The sequence below is a fragment of the Cellulophaga sp. HaHaR_3_176 genome (assembly GCF_019021925.1).
In the GTDB taxonomy this organism is placed as follows: Bacteria; Bacteroidota; Bacteroidia; order Flavobacteriales; family Flavobacteriaceae; genus Cellulophaga.
In genome coordinates, this window is sequence record NZ_CP058990.1 from 1145279 (window position 1) to 1165868 (window position 20590).

Here is a 20590-nt window from a genome sequence, read left to right on the forward strand (position 1 = left end):
CAATTAAAAATTCAATTTTTTAAGAAAGGAATCTAAACATATGAAAATTTTAAAAAAGAAGATTTTTATTATCAGTACTATCTTGTTAGTATTTCTTTCAGCTTGTGATAGGGATGAAGATGCTATTCAAATAACGTCACCAAATGGTAAAAATATGTTTAAACTATTACTAGAAACAGGTATTGGTTTTTCTATGTTTTACAATGGTGAAGAGGTTTTGTTACCTTCTATTATAGAACTTGTTTCAAACGATATTAATTTTGAAGGTAAGTTTGATGTTTTAAAAGTAGAAAATACATCGATTGAAAACGAGTGGAATTCGAATTTTGGAGAATTAAGTACAATACCTGATAACTACAATCAACTTAAAGTATTCCTTAAATCAAGTGATTCTAAAATTAATATTATTTGTAGAGCTTATGATGAAGGAATTGCTTTTTCTTATGAAATCCCTGAACAACGTAATATTAAGGAAATAGGTTTAGCAGAGAATATTCATTACAACTTTAAAGAAGATTATAAAGTTTGGTCTACACCTAAGCGTGGACAAGGAGTACTTACAGCACAAGGTGAGTATAGGGAAATTCCATTATCACAATTAGAAAAAGGAGTAGAACGTCCTTTAGTTATTGAAATTAATGATAGTTTAAAAATTGCTTTAGCCGAAGCAAAGTTGGTAAATTATGCCAGATTGAGTTTTAATAAAGGGACAGCTTCTAAATACAGCATTTTATCAACCTTAGATGGTAAGATGGGAGAACAAAAACAAGATACTATTACTGGGGCTATTATTTCAAATCGTAATGAAACAGGGGATAAAGTACATAAAAAATTACCATTTCAATCTCCTTGGCGAGTGGTAATGATGGCTAAAAATGAAGGAGAGTTATTAACTAATAATTACATCATTCAAAACTTAAATGATCCTTCTAAAATAACAGATGAATCTTGGATAAAACCAGGGAAGGTGTTACGTGAAACAAAACTTACCACAAAAGGAGCTTATGCAGCTATTGATTTTGTTGCAGCACATAATATGCAATATATCATGTTCGATGCAGGCTGGTATGGTGATGAGATGAAAAACAGCTCAGATGCAACTACGGTAACCTTAGACCCTAAAAGATCAAAAGGCCCTTTAGATATGGAGGCAGTTACGGCTTATGGAAATGAAAAAGGAATAGGACTTATACTCTATATAAACCGTCGTGCTTTAGAAAAACAAATAGATGAAGTATTGCCTTTATTAAAAAAATGGGGTGTAGCTGGTATTAAGTATGGTTTTGTTAGAGTAGGAGATCAGGATGCTACAGCTTGGTTACATGATGCGGTTAAGAAAACTGCGGAATATGAAATGATAATAGATGTGCATGATGAATATAGACCTACTGGTTTTTCTAGAACCTATCCAAATTTTCTAACTCAAGAAGGGATTCGTGGTGATGAGGAAACGGTACCTAATGCCCATACTTTAATTAGCATGTTTACGCGTACACTTGCTGGTGCTTCTGATAACACAGTTTGTTATTACAGTTCTAGAGTTAATAGTATGGGGTCTCATGCATCTCAATTAGCAAAAACAGTATGTATTTTTAGTCCACTTCAATTTTTGTATTGGTATGATAAACCAGCAGCTGCACCAGAAAAAAAAGATGGTTTGTGGGGAGATACTAGACATATTGGTAACGAACCTGAATTAGAATTTTTTGATAATGTACCAACAACTTGGGATGAAACCATAGTTTTAGAAGCCAAAATTGGAGAAATTGGAGTTATAGCAAGAAGAAAAGGTTCTGATTGGTTTATTGGTGGTATTAATGGGATAAAACCTCAGAATATAAATTTGGATTTTTCTTTTTTAGAAGAAGGTCAACAATTTATAGCAAGATTTTACACCGATGATGAAACCGTAGAAACACGAACAAATGTAAAAATTGAAGATTTTGAAATAACAAATGCAACTATTAAAGAAATAGTTGTTAAAGCAAATAATGGATTTGCAATACACATAAAAACAACCAACCAATAAGCAGATTATGAAACTTTTAAAAAATTTTAAATCAGTCTTAACAGTACTAATATTATTAGTAGGATACCCAACAGAAGTGTTGAGTTTTCAAAAACAAAAAAAAGAGACCAACCTTAAATTAAAACAAATAAAAGGGTCTAAAAAACGTAATGTTATTTTCATTTTAACAGATGATCATCGTAACGATTTTATGGGCTTTACAGATAAAGTTCCATGGTTAAAAACACCTAATTTAGATAAAATGGCAAGTGAAGGTGCGCACATGAAAAATGCTTTCGTTACTACATCGTTATGTTCGCCAAGTAGAGCAAGTATTTTAACTGGGCAATATTCACATGTACATACAATTGTTGATAATGTAGCACCAAACCCAGGCGATTTAACATTCTTCCCTCAATATTTACAAAAAGCAGGGTATCAGACTTCTTTTTTTGGTAAATGGCATATGGGCGACCATAACGATAGTCCAAGACCAGGTTTTGATCATTGGGAAAGTTTTGCAGGTCAGGGAGATTATTATGCACCTAATTTAAATATTAATGGAAAAAATACCCAATACGATAAAGAAACTTATGTTACAGATTTATTAACTGACCATGCAGTAGATTGGTTAGATAAAAGAGATGAGGAAAAACCTTTTTTCATGTATTTATCACATAAAGCAGTACATGCTATGTTTTTACCAGCTAAGCGCCATGAAGGTATGTATGCAGGAAAAAAAATAATTAAACCAGACAGTTATACACAAACAATTGGTTCAGAGTATAAAAAATTAAATTGGCCAGATTGGGTAAAAAATCAAAGAGATAGTTGGCATGGTGTAGATCATATGTATCATGGTACTGCTGATGGCACTTTTGATGATTTAGTGCAAAGGTATTGTGAAACATTAATGGGTGTTGATGATAGTGTCGGTACGGTTATGGAGTGGCTTAAAGCAAACGGTTTAGATGAATCTACTTTGGTTATTTATATGGGAGATAATGGCTTTAGCTGGGGAGAACACGGACTGATTGATAAACGTCATTTTTATGAAGAATCTGTAAAAGTGCCAATGTTGGCTTATTGTCCTGAAATTTTTGAGGGTGGTAAAACTATTGAGCGTATGGTCCAAAATGTAGATATAGCGCCAACAATTTTAGAAAGTGCAGGTTTAGAAAAACCAGCATATATGCCTGGTAAATCATTTATACAATTGCTAAAAGGTGATGAAACAAAATGGCGAGATAAAATATTTTATGAATATTATTTTGAATACGATTTTCCGATGACACCAACAGTTTTTGGAGTAAGAACAGATAAATATAAGTATATAAGATATAATGGTATTTGGGATACCAATGAATTGTATGATATTGAAAACGATCCCAATGAAATTGTCAATTTAATAGATAAACCAGAACTGCAGCCATTAATTAAAGATTTTGCAAATAGTTTATATGATTGGTTAGAAGATACAAACGGAATGCAAATTCCTTTAAAACGAAACGTGTTCCATAGAATTGGAGATTTTGAGCATCCAAATCAATATTAATAATTAAAGGAAGAAAATTAAACAGGTGTAGTAAATTATAATTTAGAAGTGAGTTAGATGAAAAAGATGAAGTTAAAATTAAATTCAATTGTATTTGTAATGTTTATCGGTATGCTTACGGGTACAATAACAACGAATGCTCAAAAAAGTAAACACCCCAGAATTTATACAACAAATGAAGCTAAACCTGAATTTTTAAACAGTATTAAAAATATTGATTGGAAAAAAAGTTTAGTAGATAAGAAAATTAAAAATTTAGAAAAGTATTTAAATCATGTTGAAAATGATTCAACATGGCTTGTTTCTAGGTTGCAAATGAATTGGAAAACAAAACACCACAAAGTTTTTGTTAAAGGTGGAGATTTTGATCACTCTGAAGGTAATGCTCCTGTACCAACAGTGCGTTTCTCAGGTACAAGAGATTGGGCTTCGGAATATTCAACGCCTAATTTAGAAGATGTAGAACCGTATTTTGATGATCCTCGTGGTTACTATTTGGCACATAAGAAAACAAAAGTAAAAGAGTGGGTACACCCTTCAAAAATAGGATTTGCTATTGAAGGTATTAACCGTAAGATAATGAGCCTTGTTGAAGATGCTTCTTTTTTATATTGGGTAACTGGCGATAAAAAATATGCTGAATTTGCAAAACCAGTTTTTGAAACCTACATAGCAGGTATGTACTATAGAGATGCACCTATTGATTTAGAAAACGGAGTTCAACAACGTATATCTGGATTAGCTACATTTGAAGTTATTCATGAAAAAATATTAATTCACTTAATTACGACATACGATTTTTTGTATGATTATTTTGAAGATGAAAAAGTAAATTTAAATCAGACTGCTGCTGTATTTCAAAAATGGGGTGATCAAATTATAAATAATGGAATACCAGATAATAATTGGAACCTATTTCAGGCTAGATTTTTAACGTATGTAGCGCTGGTTTTAGATGAAAACAAAGCGTATACAAACGGAAAAGGGCGCCAGTATTTTTTAGACCGTACTTTTAATTCTTCTTCAGAAAGACAATTAGCTATTAAAGAATCTTTATTGGTTTACAATCAAGAAACAGGTATGTGGCCAGAATGTGCTTCATATTCTGTTCATGTGATTACCACTTTACTAGATATTTTCACCCTTTTAGATAATACAACAAATAAGAATGAATTATCAAACTTTCCAATTATTGAAAAAGCAGCATTAGCATCCTTTCAATATTTGTTTCCTAGCGGGTATACCATTGGTTTTGGTGATTCAAACCACAAAACACTTCCGCCTGAAAATTTCGAACTTTTAATTTCAAATTACAGTAAATATAAAAATGTTGAAAAAGAGGGTATTATTTCTGGATTGTTATCTGAAATGATTGCCAAGGGAGAATATGAACGAGAAGCAAAAGATTTACCGCAATTGTTCTTTTATGTTGATGAGTTAAAAACATCAGAAGATAACAGTAATGGACTAGAGAAATTAACATCGCCAACGTTTTATGCATCTAACGTAAGTATGTTTAATCAAAGATTGGGAAGTGGAGATGATGCGATGATGATATCTACCGTAGGTTCTTACGGAAATCATTCTCATGCTAATGGTGTTTCAATTGAATTATTTGCAAATACATATGCTTTGGGTTTAGATATGGGAAAAGGTTCTAGTTATTGGCATAGTGATCATAGAGAGTATTACTCTCGATTTCCAGCACATAATACAGTTGTTGTAGATGGTATTTCAGATTATTATGCTATGCGTGGGTACCACCCTTTTAAATTAGATAATAATTTTCCGAAAGTAAGTGAAAAACCTTCTTTTGATAAGCTAACTTTTTCTAAAGTATCCTTTTTTGAACCTGAAGCACAAGCGGACCAACAACGGTTTACAGCAATTATAAAATCGAATTCTTCAAAAGGATATTTTTTAGATGTTTTTAGATCTAAAAAGCAAATAGATGGAGAACAACGTCACGATTATTTTTATCATAATTTAGGACAATCTCTTCAAATTTTAGATAAAAAAGAAGAAGCACTTCCTTTAAAATCGACAAAAGACTTTGGAAGTATATATGGTGATATTAAGGGTTATGATTATTTAAGCAGTAAAAAGAAAGTTAAGACATCTGAAGATGTTCTTGCCCTTTTTAGGTTAAAAACGAATGATAGAGCTGATAATTTAATGAAGGTTTGGATTAAAGGAAGCGAAAATCAAAGTATTTATACGGCCTTAGCACCAAAATCAAATGCGCTAAAAAAAGATTCAGGGACAGCACCTGCTGAAGTTATTGGAGATTCAATTCAAACTCTAATTGTTAAGAGAAATGCTTCAGCATGGGAAAATCCTTTTGCAATGGTTTTTAACCCTTATTTTGAAGGAGAAGAGAATCCGATTTCTGATGTGAAATACTCAACAATTAAAGAAAATCCAAGCACACAAGTTATACGAGTAGCATTTAAAGATTATGCAACCGATACAGTTATTTTAAATACAACTGAAGAAGATGTGGTAGAAAAAGAAGGACTATATCAAAAAGGTTTACTATCAGTCGTGAGAACTGCTAAAAAAAGTAGTGATTTAGATTATTTCTTTCTTGCAGGGATGTATAAATATGAACAACATGGTTGGGAAATTGTTGCTTCTGGAACACCTGTAAATGTTTCTGTAGAGCGTAATGGAGATACTTTTGTATTAGAGTCAGATGGACCAATTTTAATAAGAGCACCTTTTTTAGATGGAAAAAAATCTGCTGAGTTACAAATTTATGAAAATGATATTTTAATTAGTTCAAGGAAAGGGCAGGTATCAAGATCTAATCCAGATCAATTAGTATTTAGATTAGAGAAGGGGTATAGTAAAGCAGTAATTGCATACTAAAAATATAAAAAATGAAAGTATTAATAAACATTCTGGCTATTTTAATTTTTTTGGTATCTTTCTTTGAAGTTTATAGTCAGAACCCGAAATCAGGTAGAGAAATATTACCAGATACTTTAGTATATAAAATAGTTGATGCTGATACGTTAAAATTGACTTTTTTTTACCCTGAGAAAGTGGAGCTAAATAAAAAAATTCCGACTATTGTTTTTTATTTCGGAGGCGGATGGAGTGGAGGTTCAACTACTCAATTTGAAGATCAAGCAAAATATTTTGCAACAAGGGGTATGGTTTCTGTATTAGTTGATTATCGCGTAAAATCAAGACATAAAGCAACTCCATTTGATGCTGTAAGGGATGCTAAATCTGCAATACGTTACTTGAGAAATAATGCTAAAAAATTACATATAGATCCAAATAAAATAGTAGCTTCAGGAGGCTCTGCAGGTGGGCATTTAGCTGCTGCGACAGCTATAATAAAAGGTTTAGAAGAGCCTAATGAAGATGTCTCAATTAACTCTAAAGCAAATGCATTAGTACTATATAATCCTGTAATTGATAATAGTAAAACGGGATATGGATATGATAAGGTAGGTGATAGGTACTTAGAAATATCACCCCTACATAATATAGAAAAAGGAGCACCTACTACCTTGTTTTTATTAGGGAGGAAAGACCCTCTAATTCCTGTGGCTACTGCTTATGTATACCAGTCTAAAATGGAAGCTGTAGGTAGTCGTTGTGATGTATTAATTTACGAAGGTCAAAAACATGGTTTTTTTAATCAATGGAAAGAAGAAGGACCTGAATATTTTGAGAAAACAACATATGATGTTGATCTATTTTTACAATCGATTGGATATTTGAAAGAAAAAATAAAATAACGAACAATAAGAATTGAAAATGAAGAAAATTTTTCTATTAATACTATTTATTTCATGTACTGTACAGGCAAATACTATAGAGTTATATGTTTCTGCAAATGGAGTAAAGAATAATAAAGGTTCTAAAAGCAAATCTTTTACTAGCATAGAAGATGCTGTTAAAAAAGCAATAGAGTTAAAAGGAAAAGATGCCAGTATAAGTATTGTTATTAATATTCTTCCTGGAGAATATCATCTTGCAAAACCCATTAAAATTCCACCTATATTAAGTGACTTACAGATAAAGGGTACTAGTACTTCTGGGGTTCATATAAAAGGTTCAATTCCTTTAAAAACAAATTGGAAAAAATATAGTGGTAGTATATATGTCACTAAAGTATCAAAAAAATTAAATTTTGATCAATTGATAGTGAATGACAAAGCACAAATTTTAGCACGTTATCCAAACTACAATGAGGATGGACATTATTGGCAAGGGTATGCAAAAGATGCTATTTCAAAAGAGCGTATTGCTACTTGGAAAAACCCTAAAGGCGCTTTTTTTCATGCGCTACATAGTGGTCGTTGGGGTGGTTTTCATTTTAGAATAATAGGAGTTGATACTGAAGGAGAAGCAATTCTTGAAGGTGGGCATCAAAATAATAGAGCCTCTAAGCCACACGAAGAATTTCGTATGGTAGAGAATGTTTTTGAAGAGTTAGATAGTGCTGGAGAATGGTTTTTAGATAAAACTACAGACAAATTATATTATTGGCCATCAGAAGGAATGGATTTAGAAACGGTTACGTTTGAAGTTTCAGTACTTAAGGATTTGATACAAGTTGTAGGTACTTTAGAAAACCCGGTTAAAAATGTGAACATAAGCAATATTACGTTTGAAAATACCCAGCGTACGTTCATGGAGGCATATGAACCTTTATTGCGTAGCGATTGGAATATATACAGAGGTAGTGCTATTTTCTTTGAAGGTACTGAGAATTGTAACGTAAACAATAGTGAGTTTACCAATTTAGGAGGCAATGTTATTATGGCGAGTAAATACAATACAGCGTTGACGATTAAAGGAAATCATATTCATGAATGCGGTGGAAGTGCTATTTCTTTTGTAGGAGATCCATCTGCAGTACGTTCTCCTTCTTTTAATTATAAAGAGTTTATTCCTTTAGCAGAAATGGATACTATTTCTGGACCTAAAAATGAACTGTACCCACGTAATTGTTTGGTAGAAGATAATTTAATACATCGTATTGGTCGTATAGAAAAGCAAACGGCCGGAGTTCAAATTTCTATGGCGATGGATATTACCGCTCGTCATAATAGTATTTATGATGTGCCACGAGCAGGCATAAATATAGGTGATGGCACTTGGGGTGGTCATATTTTAGAATTTAATGATGTGTTTAATACTGTACTAGAAACTAGTGATCATGGTTCATTTAATTCATGGGGTCGTGATCGTTTTTGGCATCCAAATCGTGCCATAATGGATAGTTTGACTACAGCAAACCCAAACATGCCTATGTGGGATGCTATAAAAACTACGATTATCAGAAATAATCGTTTTCGTTGTGATCATGGTTGGGATATTGATTTGGATGACGGTTCATCTAACTATCATATTTATAATAATTTATTATTAAATAATGGACTTAAGCTGCGCGAAGGATTCAATCGAGTCGCTGAGAATAATATTATGGTAAACAATTCCTTGCATCCGCATGTGTGGTTTGTAGAAAGTGGGGATGTTTTTAAGTACAATATTGTAGGTGAAGCTTATCAAGATATTAGACTTTTAGGATGGGGGAAAGAATTGGATTATAACTTTTTTAGAACAGAAGAGGCGATGTTAAAATCTCAGATTTATAATAGGGATAATCACAGTGCATTTGGAGATCCATTATTTAAAGACCCGGCAACTTTAGACTTTACTGTGGCAAAAAATTCACCAGCTTTAAGTATTGGTTTTAAAAATTTTCCGATGGATAAGTTTGGAGTTCAAAAACCATCACTTAAAAAGCTTTCAAAAACTCCAAGAATACCTCAATTAAAAAATATAACCGATGATAGTAATAACGGTACTTCGACTACAATATCATGGTTGCGTAATGATTTAAAGAATGTAAGCTCAGCACAAGAACAATCAGCCTATGGCTTAAACACAGTAGAAGGTGTTATTGTTTTAAAAATATGGAGTCAGAGTCCTGCAGTGCAAAATAACGGACTGAAAGCTGGAGATGTAATTTTAAAAGTATCAGGTAAAAAAATAGTAAATGTTAAAGATTTTTTCACCATTAATGCAGCAAATACAAAAGAGCAATTAAAACTTCTAATCATGCGAAATCAATCTGAACAAGAATTAATAATAAAAACTAAATAACTCAACAACACTATTAAAATTAAAGAAATGAAAATAATTAAAAGATCATTTATAGTAGGGCTAATTGCTTTACTGCATGTAAGTACAGGCTTTGCTCAAGAAAAGTCAGATGTAAAAAAACTTAATGATGACCAACGAATGGAGTGGTGGCGTGATTCTAAATTTGGTATGTTTATCCACTGGGGAGCGTATTCTATAATAGGAGGTGAACGTGATACTCAGATAGCAGGAGGTGGTGCTGAATGGGCAATGGATAAATTAGATTATACCATTGAAGATTATGAGAAATTTCCTGAAATGTTCAATCCGACAATGTTTGATGCAGATGCATGGGTAACTATGGCTAAAAATGCAGGAATGAAATACATTGTTATAACAGCTAAGCATCATGAAGGTTTTGGATTATGGGATTCTAAAGTATCAGATTATGATGTGATGGATAAAGCTCCTTTTAAAAGAGATGTGATTAAAGAATTATCAGAAGCGTGTAAAAAACAAGGTATCAAATTTTGTTTTTACTATTCTATTGTAGATTGGCATCATCCACAAGCACAAGGAAATTTATATCCTAATTATAACATTTCTCAACATGATGATCCTACGGTTGTGAATCCTAAATTTCCTAAATATTACAAAAATTACATGAAACCTCAAATAAAAGAACTATTGACAAATTACGGTGATGTTGGTGTAGTTTGGTTTGATGGAGATTGGATTTCTGATTATACTACAGAAATGGGAAAAGATCTTTATAAATATATTCGTGATATTCAACCAAATACTATTGTAAATAATAGAGTTGATAAAGGTAGAACAGGAATGGACGGAATGAATAATAATCCAGGGCAGTTTGCTGGAGATTTTGGTACTCCAGAACAAGAAATTCCAGATACAGGAATCGATTCTGATTGGGAAGCATGTATGACTATGAATGGGTCTTGGGGCTATAAACCATCTGATACTGATTGGAAAAGTAGTGAAGATTTAATTCAAAAATTAGTAGATATTGTTTCTAAAGGAGGTAACTTTTTATTAAATATCGGACCAGATGGTTTTGGTAGGTTTCCTTCAGAAAGCATCAGACGTTTAAATGCAATGGGAGAATGGACAAAAATAAATGGAGAAGCTATTTATGGCGCTTCTGCAAGTCCGTATGCAAAACCAAAATGGGGGCGTTATACCAAAAAAGATGGCGTACTTTATGCTCATGTTTTTGATTGGCCAGAAACAGGTACTTTAAAATTACATAAAGATATTAAGGTTAAAAAGGCAACAGTATTAACAGATTCTAAAACAGAATTGAAGTCATTAGCTACTTCTAGAGAGGTGTTATTAAATGTGCCAATGTTGGCTCCAGATGCTACAGTTTCTGTGATTAAAATTGAGTTAGCTAACTAATTTAACGTACGAAGTAGTTAAAAAGAAATGAGCAAACCGACAACATTTTAAATTGTCGATTTATTTAAACATATAAAAGACTAAATACATAAAAAGTATGAATGTTTCTAAGAAAATAATTAGTGTAGTCATTGTTTTCATTTTGAATATTGGTGTTGGCTTTTCTCAAGCAAGTGAGTACGAAAAACCCAAATGGGGAGGGTATACACAAGTAGAAGATGGATTTTTATTAGCACATGTTTTTAATTGGCCAGCGGACGGTAAATTGGTTATAGACAGAGCAATTAAACCAAGAGAGGCAAGGTTACTTTCTGAACCAGATAAAAAGATCAAAATAAAATTAATTGAAGGAAAATTAACGGTATTATTACCAGAAGAAGCTCCTGATACTCAGGTTTCAGTAGTTAGAATTCAATTGGTGCCTAGTGATGATTGGGCTAATTTAGGCCGATATGAAAAAGAAAATTTAGAGTTGAAAGAACCCGATAGAAAAGAGAATAGAGTCGTTTTTATGGGAAATTCTATTACTGAAAAGTGGGTGAAATTCAATCCTGATTTTTTTGATAAGAATAATTTTGTGGGCAGAGGAATTAGTGGACAGACGTCACCGCAAATGCTTTTAAGGTTCAAACAAGATGTCATTAACTTAAGCCCTAAGGCAGTAGTGATACATGCAGGAACAAATGATATAGCACAAAATAGAGGGCCTATTACCCTTGAACAAATCGCTGAGAATATCTTTTCCATGGCAGAGCTAGCTAAGGTTCACAACATAAAAGTAGTATTAGCATCGGTATTACCTGCAAGTAGCTATTCTTGGAGTCCTTCAATAGAGCCTACAGAAAAAATAATAGCACTTAATAGTTTAATTAAAGCCTATGCTAAGCAACATAAATTAGTGTATTTGGATTATTATGAACCTATGGTAAATGTAGAAAAAGGATTAAAAAAAGATTTAGGTAGAGATACAGTTCATCCTAATATTAAGGGTTACGAAATAATGGAGCCTTTGGTTAAAAAGGCTATTGAAAAAGCTTTAAAGAAATAATTTTAAATATTTAAAAATTATTTTAATTCAAGAATAAATCTAGAGTTGTAAAAGTCAAAATTTGTTGAGAGCACTTAACAGATTTTGACTTTTTTAATTTTATAGTTACCATAAAATTAAACCACCTCTTTATTTAAGGTTTAAATTTTCGCCAATTGAAATAAAGCCCTATTAATAGCTATAAACCTATATATAAGCTATAATTTATATAAAATGAATTATAGTTTATATATAAAAAATAAGAAAATAAATAACATTGTATAGAGAATCAAGTGTATGGTTTTAAATTTTAAAAAGTAATAGATTTTGCTAAACCAGAAGTAATAAATAACCAGAACCAAAAAATAAATTATGAAAATGAAATCATTTTACGCAATAGTAATTTTATTAATAAGCACCCTAACTTTTTCATTTACATACAGAAATAATGATCCTTTATCTGATAAAGGGTTTGTTGATCTTTTTAATGGAAAAAATTGGGATGGTTGGTACTTAAAGCTAAAAAATGGCGATGATGAAATGGCTAAAAAAGTATATGCTATTGATAATGGAATGGTACATGTTTTTAAAAATATGCCTGATAGTTTAGACTTAGGTACTGGTGAAAACGGAACACATGGTCTTTTTTATACCAATAAAAAATACAGTAAATATATTCTTCGTTTTGAATATAAATGGGGAAGTAAAATTACGAACAACTTTGATAGATGGCAGTATGATGCGGGTATTTACTATCACGTAACAGATGATAAAATTTGGCCTACAGGTATAGAGTACCAAATACGATACAATCACGTTTCTGATGCCAACCATACTGGAGACTTTATTACAGGCGGAACTTCACTTAACTGGTTTGCGGCAAAAGATAGTTCAACATTTTTATTACCACAAAAAGGAGGGTTAAGTACAGGGCAACGTAAAAATAAAATGTTACTAGCAAATCCAAATGTTGAGTATAATGCTTTAAATAATCAATGGAACCAATGTGAGGTAATTGTAATGGGAGATAAGTATACCATTCATAAATTAAATGGTGTTATAGTAAACATGGGTACTGATCTTTCAGTTGGCGAAGGTATTATTGGGTTTCAATCAGAAACAGCAGAAATTTATTATAAGAACATTAAAATAAAAGAATTTGATGAAATTATTCCGATGGAAAAATTTATCAAATAAGCGAAAAGTATTTTAAAAGCTTTTGAGATGCATTGAATAACCTTTAGTTGTTATTTAAATAAAGAGCACTTAATTACAACCATAATAAACCATTTGAAAATGAAAAAAATATTCTTACTTCTTTTTATCTTATTATTTTCTTTTAGTACCATTTTGGTAGCAAATGAAACTCCAAAAACGTACAAAGCAGATGTTATTATCTATGGAGGAACATCAGCAGCTATAGCATCAGCTATACAATTAAAGCGCATGGGTAAAACTGTTTTAGTGGTGTGTCCTGAAAAGCATATTGGTGGACTTTCTTCTAGCGGATTAGGATTTACAGATCTTGGAAATAAAAGGGTAATTGGAGGTATATCAAAAGAATTTTATGAAGAGGTTTATGCGCATTATCAAAATAATGAAGTATGGAACTGGCAACCTAAAAGTGAATATGGAAACATAGCTCAAGGGACTACCGCTATTGATGACGATTTAAAAACTATGTGGACGTTTGAACCTCATGTAGCTGAAAACATTTTTGAAAATTTTGTAAAAGATAATAATATCGAAATTTTACGAGATAAGTGGTTAGACCGTGAAAATGGCGTTAAAAAGGAAAAAGGTAAAATTATTTCTATAACGATGTTAGATGGTTCTACATATAAAGCTAAAATATTTATTGATGCCACGTACGAAGGAGATCTTATGGCAGCTGCAGGGGTAAAATATCATGTCGGTAGAGAAGCAAATAGTGTTTATAAGGAACAATGGAATGGCGTACAGAAAGAAGAATTTCATCACAGCCACAACTTTGGTGATCGTAAAATAAGCCCTTATGTGATACCTGGCGACCCAAAAAGTGGTGTATTGCCAAGAATCTCAACAGAAGATCCAGGAGAGCAAGGTTCTGGAGATCATAGAGTACAAGCCTACAATTACAGGTTGTGTACTACCAATGCTGAAGGTAATGTTGTTCCTTTTGAAAAGCCAGAGAATTATGACCCTGCACAGTATGAGTTATTGAGAAGAGTTTTTGAATCGGGTAGATATTCAATGTTTGGAGGAGGTAAAATACCAAATATGAAGCGAGATGTAAATAATGTAGGTCCGTTTAGTTCAGATAATATAGGAATGAACTATGAATACCCTGAAGCTTCTTACGAGAAAAGGAAAGAAATTTTAGATGAGCACATTGCATACCACAAAGGCTTACTTTATTTCTGGGGACATGATGAAAGTGTGCCAGAAAGATTTAGAACAAGTATAAAAAAATGGGGATTAGCAAAAGATGAATTTGCAGATAATGGGCATTGGCCGTATCAAATTTATGTGCGTGAAGCACGTCGTATGATTGGAGAATTTGTAATGACAGAAAATGAAATTTTAGGAAGAAATAAAGTGACGCAATCTATAGGAATGGGGTCTTACACGATGGATTCACATAATGCACAACGCTACATTACAAAAGATGGTTATGTGCAAAATGAAGGTGATTTGGGGATTGATGCCGAAGAGCCCTACCAAATTCACTTAGGAACAATACTCCCTAAAGGAGAAGAGTGTAAAAATTTACTAGTACCAGCGGCAGTTTCAAGTTCGCATATTGCTTTTGGTTCTATCAGAATGGAACCTGTTTTTATGATATTAGGGCAAAGTGCAGGTACCTTAGCAGGTTTGGCTTTGGAAGATAAAAAGAACCTTCATGATATTTCTTATGATTCATTACGTAAGACATTACAGAAAGATGGTCAAGTATTAGAATTTTCAACACATAAAGATTAAAGGTTCTTATGAGTTTAAAAATAACTACAATACTATTCTTATGGTGTGTTTTTAGTTCAACAGTTAAAAGTCAAGTTATAAATGCAGGGGTTAGTGGTAACACTAGTTCCAATCTTTTAAATAGATTAGAACACGATGTACTTGAGCAACAACCAAATGTGGTTATCATTATGGTGGGTACTAATGATATGTTGAATTCTAAAAAAATGATATCCTATTCCACCTATGAAGAGAATTTAAGTACACTGATAAAAGCGATAAAAAATAGAAGTTCAAAAGTACTTTTAGTAGCACCACCTACAGTAGATAGTACCTATCTATTTGAAAGGCACGATAGAAAATTATTTAGGGAACTACCGAATGTAAAATTAGATACGGTTCGCTCTGTGATGATTAGATTAGCGAATGAATTTAATGTTGATTTTGTAGACGTATATCAAGAATTTGTGAACCTACATTTGCCACAACATAATGAAGATTTGGTGATCCGTAATGAAAAGAATAGTGATCGAAAAGATGGTGTTCATTTAACGGCATTAGGATATAAAATGTTAACACAATCAATTTTTACAGCTTTAAAAAGCAATGATTTGCTTCAGGAAAACCAGAAGATAATTTGTTTTGGAGATTCATTAACCTTTGGAGCAGGATTAAAAATGGGAGGTGCCGTGATTGGAGAAAGTTATCCTTCAGTACTTCAAAAACTAATACTTGAACATTTCGAATTAAAAAATAGCATTAACGATGATTAAAAATACACTAGCATTACTAGTCTTTATTTCTTTCGCGAGCTGGTCTCATGCACAAATTCCACTTCCTAAAAGTCAAGAATCAGGATACCCTCGTTTATATGTTACTCAAGACGAAAAAAAGGATTTACAAAAAACCATTAAAAAAGAAACTTGGGCTAAAGAGGTGTTAACAGGAATTCATAAACGAATAGATACCCATGTAGAGCGCCATGTTGATGATCCAGAGTGGATGGTTTCTCGTTTGCAAATGTATTGGAAAACAAAAGCAACCAATGTTTACGTTAATGGGGTAGATTATTCTCATGCTGATGGTGAAGCTCCTGTGCCTACAGTACGTTTTACAGGATCTCGAAATTCGGCTACCGCTTATGGTAAGCCTGCTCTTGAAGATATTTTACCCTATATGGATGATCCTCGTGGGTTATACTTGCCAAACCGAACAAAAGAAGGAAACCCTTTTGAGTGGGCAGAACAATCTGAAACAGGTGGAATAATTATCTCAATTAATAGAGAGATAATGGGCTTAGGTAAAGAAGCAGCTTTTCTGTATTGGTTAGAGAATGATGATACATTTGCTAAGTTTTCTTTTGATTTATTTGATACCTATATGATGGGGATGTCTTACAGAAGCGAACCTATTGATATCTTAAATGGACACATTCAAACGCTAGTTGGTTTAACAAATTTTCAAGTAATACACGAAGGTACTTTGAGTGACGTAGCAGAACTGTATGATTTTTTACACCCTTATATTGAAGCAAATTACCCTGAAAAGATTAATATTTATGATACGACCATTAAAAAGTGGACAGATTTAGTAATTAAAAATGGCGTACCTCAAAACAATTGGAATCTTCATCAAGCAAATATCATTTTAAAAGCAGCGATGGTCCTGCAAGATAATAGCAATTATGAAGACAAAAAAGGTCGCGAATACTACATTAATTATATATTGAATGTTACTTCAGCAAGACAATGGTCTTTAACCAAATTTATGGACTACGGTTATGATGAAAGTAATGGTGTTTGGAATGAATGTCCTGGATACTCTATTGGGGTAACAAAAAGTCTTACCAATTTTATTAGAGATTTTGACAATACATTTGATCATAACATTCTGCCGTATACCCCTGTAATGGAAAAAGCTGTAAAAATGCTACCACAATATATATTTCCAAATGGTGAAATTGTTGCTTTTGGAGATAGTTATTATGGTCCACTAGATACAGAAGCTATGAGTGATATGATCCGCATTGCTCAAAAAAATAAGGACACGAAACTAGAGGAAGAATTTACAGGCTTGTATCGTTTGTTTAATGACGATTCAAAGAATTCAGACAAATCAAGAAAGCCAAAGGCCGAAATCGCTTCGTTTTTTGCGAGTAAACCTCTGGTGTTGAATCCAAAGTATGGTAAAGGAAGTATGGACGATTATATAACTCAAACTTTTTATGCGCCTAATGTCAGTTGGCATGTACAACGTATGGGTACAGGTAAAGATGGGATGATGGTATCGTTAAATGGATCATTAGGAAACCATATGCATGCTAATGGTATTAATATGGAATTGTATGGAAAAGGATTTGTACAAGGAGCAGATCCAGGCAAGGGTGCTAATTATCTTCAACCTATTTACTTAGAATATTACTCGCAGTTTCCTGCTCATAATACGGTAATGGTAGATGGTACCTCTTCGTATACCGAAATGTTGAGTAATCATGCCTTTGATTTAGTTGGGCAGTATCCAAAATCAGAAGAAAAAGAAGGTTTTTATAAAGCTATTACGTATTCTGATGTATTCTTTTTAGAGCCAGAAAGCCGTAGTGATCAAAGCAGATTGGTGAGTATTATCAAAACTGGAGAAAGTACAGGGTATTATGTAGATATTTTTCGTTCTAAAAAACAACGTGGTGGCGATAAGTTTCATGATTATTTCTATCATAATCTAGGACAAAGTATGCACGTGAGTGATGCCAATGGGAACCCATTGGAATTATTGCCAAGTGAAGAAATGGGTTTTGCAGGAGGTCATTTATATGCTTTTGATTATATGTGGGATAAAAAATCTATTCGCACAAATGAAGATTATCAGGCAGAATGGAAAATAGACATGCCTGAGGGTGAAGAAGATGTTTTCATGAACCTTTGGATGAAAGGTACCAAAGGGCGTGAAGTATTTACTATCAAATCTCCTCCTAATAAAGCATTTAAATACAATAAAAAAATACCGTATGATGTCGGCGAGGCACCTTATTTGACCCTTGCAGCTAGGCAACATGGCGAGGCCTGGAGCAAGCCTTTTGCATCGGTTTATGAACCGTTTACCTCTAGTGAGGGAAAAAGTGTTGCTACTATTTCAGGTTTTGATGATGAAAATGGAAGTACAGATTTTGTAGGGCTTCATATAGTGCATAAATCAGGGAGAGAAGACTTTGTTTTTTCCTCAACAGAAGATAAAATAGCAAAATATAAAGAGACCAATACAGATGCAGCTTATGCTTTAGTGGGTCAAGAAAAAAATAAGGATATCATCTTATTTTTAGGAAACGGAACAGAACTTACCGCTAAGGGTTTTAAGATGGCAACAAATAAAAAAGGGAATGTAGTTCTTGAAATTAAAGCAGGAAAATTGTTTTTAAACAATGAAGTTCCGGTAACCATAATACATGATAAAAAGGAAAAGCAATTTGCTGTTGGAGCATATCGGTCTGTGCAATTAGATTAATACTTTAAGTATTGGATTTTCAAAATGAAATGGATTAAATAAATGAAAAGGGTGTTGTATGAGAACAAATAATATAGATATGAAAAGAAAGAGTGCTATAGTTATCTGCCTGAGTTTTTTATGTTCTTTTACCTTGGTATTTAGTGCTACAATTAAAAAAGAAGCACCCTTAGATATACGAGAGTTTTTAAAACATGCAGATGGTGAAACTATTTATCCTTCAATAAAGCAGGTTGAAATGCTTAAAAAAGTGATACCAATAAAAGCATACCAACCAGCACCAGCAAGTAACGATCGAGTGTATTGGAATATAATAGCAGCAACACCTTCAGGTAAGTCATACCTGCAAAAAGCATTGGCTATGCTCGATAAAGCTCCAGAAGTACCTATTTCAGATGAGATTTATAAACGTGCTAATAAAGAAGGGAATAGAGGAATTTATAAGCCTAGATATTACCGAACAATGGAGCGTTTAGAGCATTTTATACTAGCAGAATGCTTAGAGAATAAAGGGCAGTTTGTTCCACAAATAAATACCTATTTGCAAGCTATTTTAGATATGAAATCATGGTTGCATCCAAACCATGATGATGCTAAAAATGGTGTTTTTGAAGGTAGGCGTGTGTCAATAGATTTAGGTGCACGAAAATTTGGTGGTGTATTGGCATTGGCTTCATCGCTTTTAATAGATGAACTTTCTGAGGCTATGCATGATGCTATAAAAGAACAATTACAATGGCGTATTACCGATACTTATTTACAAAGTAGTAAAGTACCTGATGAAAACAATCGTTGGCTTAATGGTACGAGTAATTGGAATTCCGTTTGCACAAGCGGATCCGTTTTGGTGACCATTACAAATTCAAATAGTTATGAAGAACGTGTGGCTGCAATAGGTTCTGCAATAAATAGCATGAAATATTATTTGAGTGGCTTTGGTGCCGATGGGTATTGCTCAGAAGGTTTAGGATATTGGGGGTACGGTTTCAACCATTATTTGTATTTGGCGCAAATGCTGTCTGATTATACCGATGGAAAAATAAATTTATTTACGTTTGATAATCCAGAGAAATTAAAAAGAGTAGGAAATTTTCCAGAACATTTTGAAATACAGCAAGGTACTTGCGCTCCTTTTTCTGATGGCGTTTCACATATAAAAAGTTCTGGAAGTAATTTTGCTGAGGTCTTGTCTTCTAAATATTATGGGGCAAAGAAGCCGTCAGGAATTAGAATGGAAGAAGCTGTAGAGCAAATTATGGCGTGGAATAATCCAATACTTTTTAGTGCAGCAGAAAGTCCTTTAGAACAAAAATCAGTTTTAAAAGGACACACGTATTTTGATGATTTTGGAATGATAATTTCACGAGGAAAACAGAAAGTTCCTTTTTCAATAGCGCTTAAAGCTGGGCATAATGCCGAAAATCATAACCATAGTGATGTTGGTACCTATAGTATCGTTCTTGGGGAAGATTTTATGACTGGTGATATTGGAGCACCTTCATATATAGCGGGGTCATTTTCACCAGACAATAAAGCTCGAAGTTCTTGGGGGCATCCTGTACCTAAAATAAATAATACGCTACAAGCGAATGGTAGGGCGTTTGAAGGAAAAATTATTGAAACGGTCTTTGAAGAAAAGCTTGATAAAGTGATAATGGATCTCAAATCAGCCTATGCTATACCACTATTAAAATCTTTAACGAGAACGATACGAAATGATAAAGAAGGAACAGGAACAATAACGATAGAGGATGATGTTGTAAGTACTGCGCCTATCGCTTTTGGAACGGCAATTATGACGTATTCACAGTATGAATTCATAGATGATCATACTGTGTTATTGACTTCTGAACATCAGAAATTAAAAGTTGAAATTAAGAGTAAGAAAGGGGTATTAAAAATAAAAGATGAGAAAGTTCCTGTTACACACTTAAGAGAAGCTGGAACAGCGTATAGAATTGGAATCGACTTTGTAAAACCAATTCAAAAAGGCAAAATTACAATTACGTACACACCTGTTTATTAAATATAT

Annotated in this window: 12 protein-coding genes; all 12 read left to right on the plus strand. The window is 32.9% G+C overall.

The window, feature by feature from the left end; translation table 11 throughout:
• The first annotated feature begins 40 nt into the window (after positions 1 to 40).
• The 12 genes from H0I23_RS04875 to H0I23_RS04930 all read left to right on the plus strand — a co-directional run bounded on the left by H0I23_RS04875 (position 41) and on the right by H0I23_RS04930 (position 20584).
• A complete protein-coding gene (locus H0I23_RS04875; RefSeq protein WP_216785336.1) occupies positions 41 to 2029 on the plus strand; it encodes a glycoside hydrolase family 97 protein in 1989 nt (662 codons plus the stop codon).
• A gap of 7 nt (positions 2030 to 2036) precedes the next feature.
• Positions 2037 to 3563 carry a sulfatase gene (locus H0I23_RS04880; RefSeq protein WP_216785337.1) on the plus strand — a complete coding sequence of 509 codons (1527 nt, stop codon included), beginning with the start codon at positions 2037 to 2039 and terminating at the stop codon, positions 3561 to 3563.
• Between the two features lie 66 nt (positions 3564 to 3629).
• On the plus strand, positions 3630 to 6434 hold the full coding sequence (locus H0I23_RS04885; RefSeq protein ID WP_216785338.1) for a heparinase II/III family protein: 2805 nt from the start codon (positions 3630 to 3632) through the stop codon (positions 6432 to 6434).
• An 11-nt stretch (positions 6435 to 6445) separates the two neighbouring features.
• The gene (locus tag H0I23_RS04890) at positions 6446 to 7318 is read left to right on the plus strand and encodes an alpha/beta hydrolase (protein WP_216785339.1); all 873 of its coding nucleotides are present in this window, start codon (positions 6446 to 6448) and stop codon (positions 7316 to 7318) included.
• A gap of 19 nt (positions 7319 to 7337) precedes the next feature.
• Positions 7338 to 9695: a PDZ domain-containing protein gene (locus tag H0I23_RS04895; protein WP_216785340.1), complete on the plus strand. Its 2358-nt coding sequence runs from the start codon at positions 7338 to 7340 to the stop codon at positions 9693 to 9695.
• 27 nt (positions 9696 to 9722) lie between these two features.
• On the plus strand, positions 9723 to 11093 hold the full coding sequence (locus H0I23_RS04900) for an alpha-L-fucosidase (RefSeq protein ID WP_216785341.1): 1371 nt from the start codon (positions 9723 to 9725) through the stop codon (positions 11091 to 11093).
• 97 nt (positions 11094 to 11190) lie between these two features.
• Positions 11191 to 12141: an SGNH/GDSL hydrolase family protein gene (locus H0I23_RS16750; RefSeq protein WP_254073656.1), complete on the plus strand. Its 951-nt coding sequence runs from the start codon at positions 11191 to 11193 to the stop codon at positions 12139 to 12141.
• Between the two features lie 351 nt (positions 12142 to 12492).
• On the plus strand, positions 12493 to 13317 hold the full coding sequence (locus H0I23_RS04910; RefSeq protein WP_216785342.1) for a DUF1080 domain-containing protein: 825 nt from the start codon (positions 12493 to 12495) through the stop codon (positions 13315 to 13317).
• A 99-nt stretch (positions 13318 to 13416) separates the two neighbouring features.
• The gene (locus H0I23_RS04915) at positions 13417 to 15081 is read left to right on the plus strand and encodes an FAD-dependent oxidoreductase (protein ID WP_216785343.1); all 1665 of its coding nucleotides are present in this window, start codon (positions 13417 to 13419) and stop codon (positions 15079 to 15081) included.
• Between the two features lie 8 nt (positions 15082 to 15089).
• Positions 15090 to 15833, plus strand: coding sequence for a GDSL-type esterase/lipase family protein (locus H0I23_RS04920; protein WP_216785344.1), 744 nt, complete (start codon positions 15090 to 15092; stop codon positions 15831 to 15833).
• A complete protein-coding gene (locus H0I23_RS04925; RefSeq protein WP_216785345.1) occupies positions 15826 to 18558 on the plus strand; it encodes a heparinase II/III family protein in 2733 nt (910 codons plus the stop codon). The genes H0I23_RS04920 and H0I23_RS04925 overlap by 8 nt, the downstream gene beginning before the upstream one ends.
• A gap of 58 nt (positions 18559 to 18616) precedes the next feature.
• Positions 18617 to 20584 carry a hypothetical protein gene (locus tag H0I23_RS04930; protein WP_216785346.1) on the plus strand — a complete coding sequence of 656 codons (1968 nt, stop codon included), beginning with the start codon at positions 18617 to 18619 and terminating at the stop codon, positions 20582 to 20584.
• Positions 20585 to 20590 lie beyond the last annotated feature (6 nt).

What these genes read in the sequence shown, in the direction of transcription:
- H0I23_RS04900 (WP_216785341.1), top strand. Translation starts at nt 9,723, where the DNA reads ATGAAAATAATTAAAAGATCATTTATAGTAGGGCTAATTGCTTTACTG.
- H0I23_RS04910 (WP_216785342.1), top strand. Translation starts at nt 12,493, where the DNA reads ATGAAAATGAAATCATTTTACGCAATAGTAATTTTATTAATAAGCACC.
- H0I23_RS04880 (WP_216785337.1), top strand. Translation starts at nt 2,037, where the DNA reads ATGAAACTTTTAAAAAATTTTAAATCAGTCTTAACAGTACTAATATTA.
- H0I23_RS04885 (WP_216785338.1), top strand. Translation starts at nt 3,630, where the DNA reads ATGAAGTTAAAATTAAATTCAATTGTATTTGTAATGTTTATCGGTATG.
- H0I23_RS04890 (WP_216785339.1), top strand. Translation starts at nt 6,446, where the DNA reads ATGAAAGTATTAATAAACATTCTGGCTATTTTAATTTTTTTGGTATCT.
- H0I23_RS04895 (WP_216785340.1), top strand. Translation starts at nt 7,338, where the DNA reads ATGAAGAAAATTTTTCTATTAATACTATTTATTTCATGTACTGTACAG.
- H0I23_RS04920 (WP_216785344.1), top strand. Translation starts at nt 15,090, where the DNA reads ATGAGTTTAAAAATAACTACAATACTATTCTTATGGTGTGTTTTTAGT.
- H0I23_RS04915 (WP_216785343.1), top strand. Translation starts at nt 13,417, where the DNA reads ATGAAAAAAATATTCTTACTTCTTTTTATCTTATTATTTTCTTTTAGT.
- H0I23_RS04875 (WP_216785336.1), top strand. Translation starts at nt 41, where the DNA reads ATGAAAATTTTAAAAAAGAAGATTTTTATTATCAGTACTATCTTGTTA.
- H0I23_RS04925 (WP_216785345.1), top strand. Translation starts at nt 15,826, where the DNA reads ATGATTAAAAATACACTAGCATTACTAGTCTTTATTTCTTTCGCGAGC.
- H0I23_RS16750 (WP_254073656.1), top strand. Translation starts at nt 11,191, where the DNA reads ATGAATGTTTCTAAGAAAATAATTAGTGTAGTCATTGTTTTCATTTTG.
- H0I23_RS04930 (WP_216785346.1), top strand. Translation starts at nt 18,617, where the DNA reads ATGAGAACAAATAATATAGATATGAAAAGAAAGAGTGCTATAGTTATC.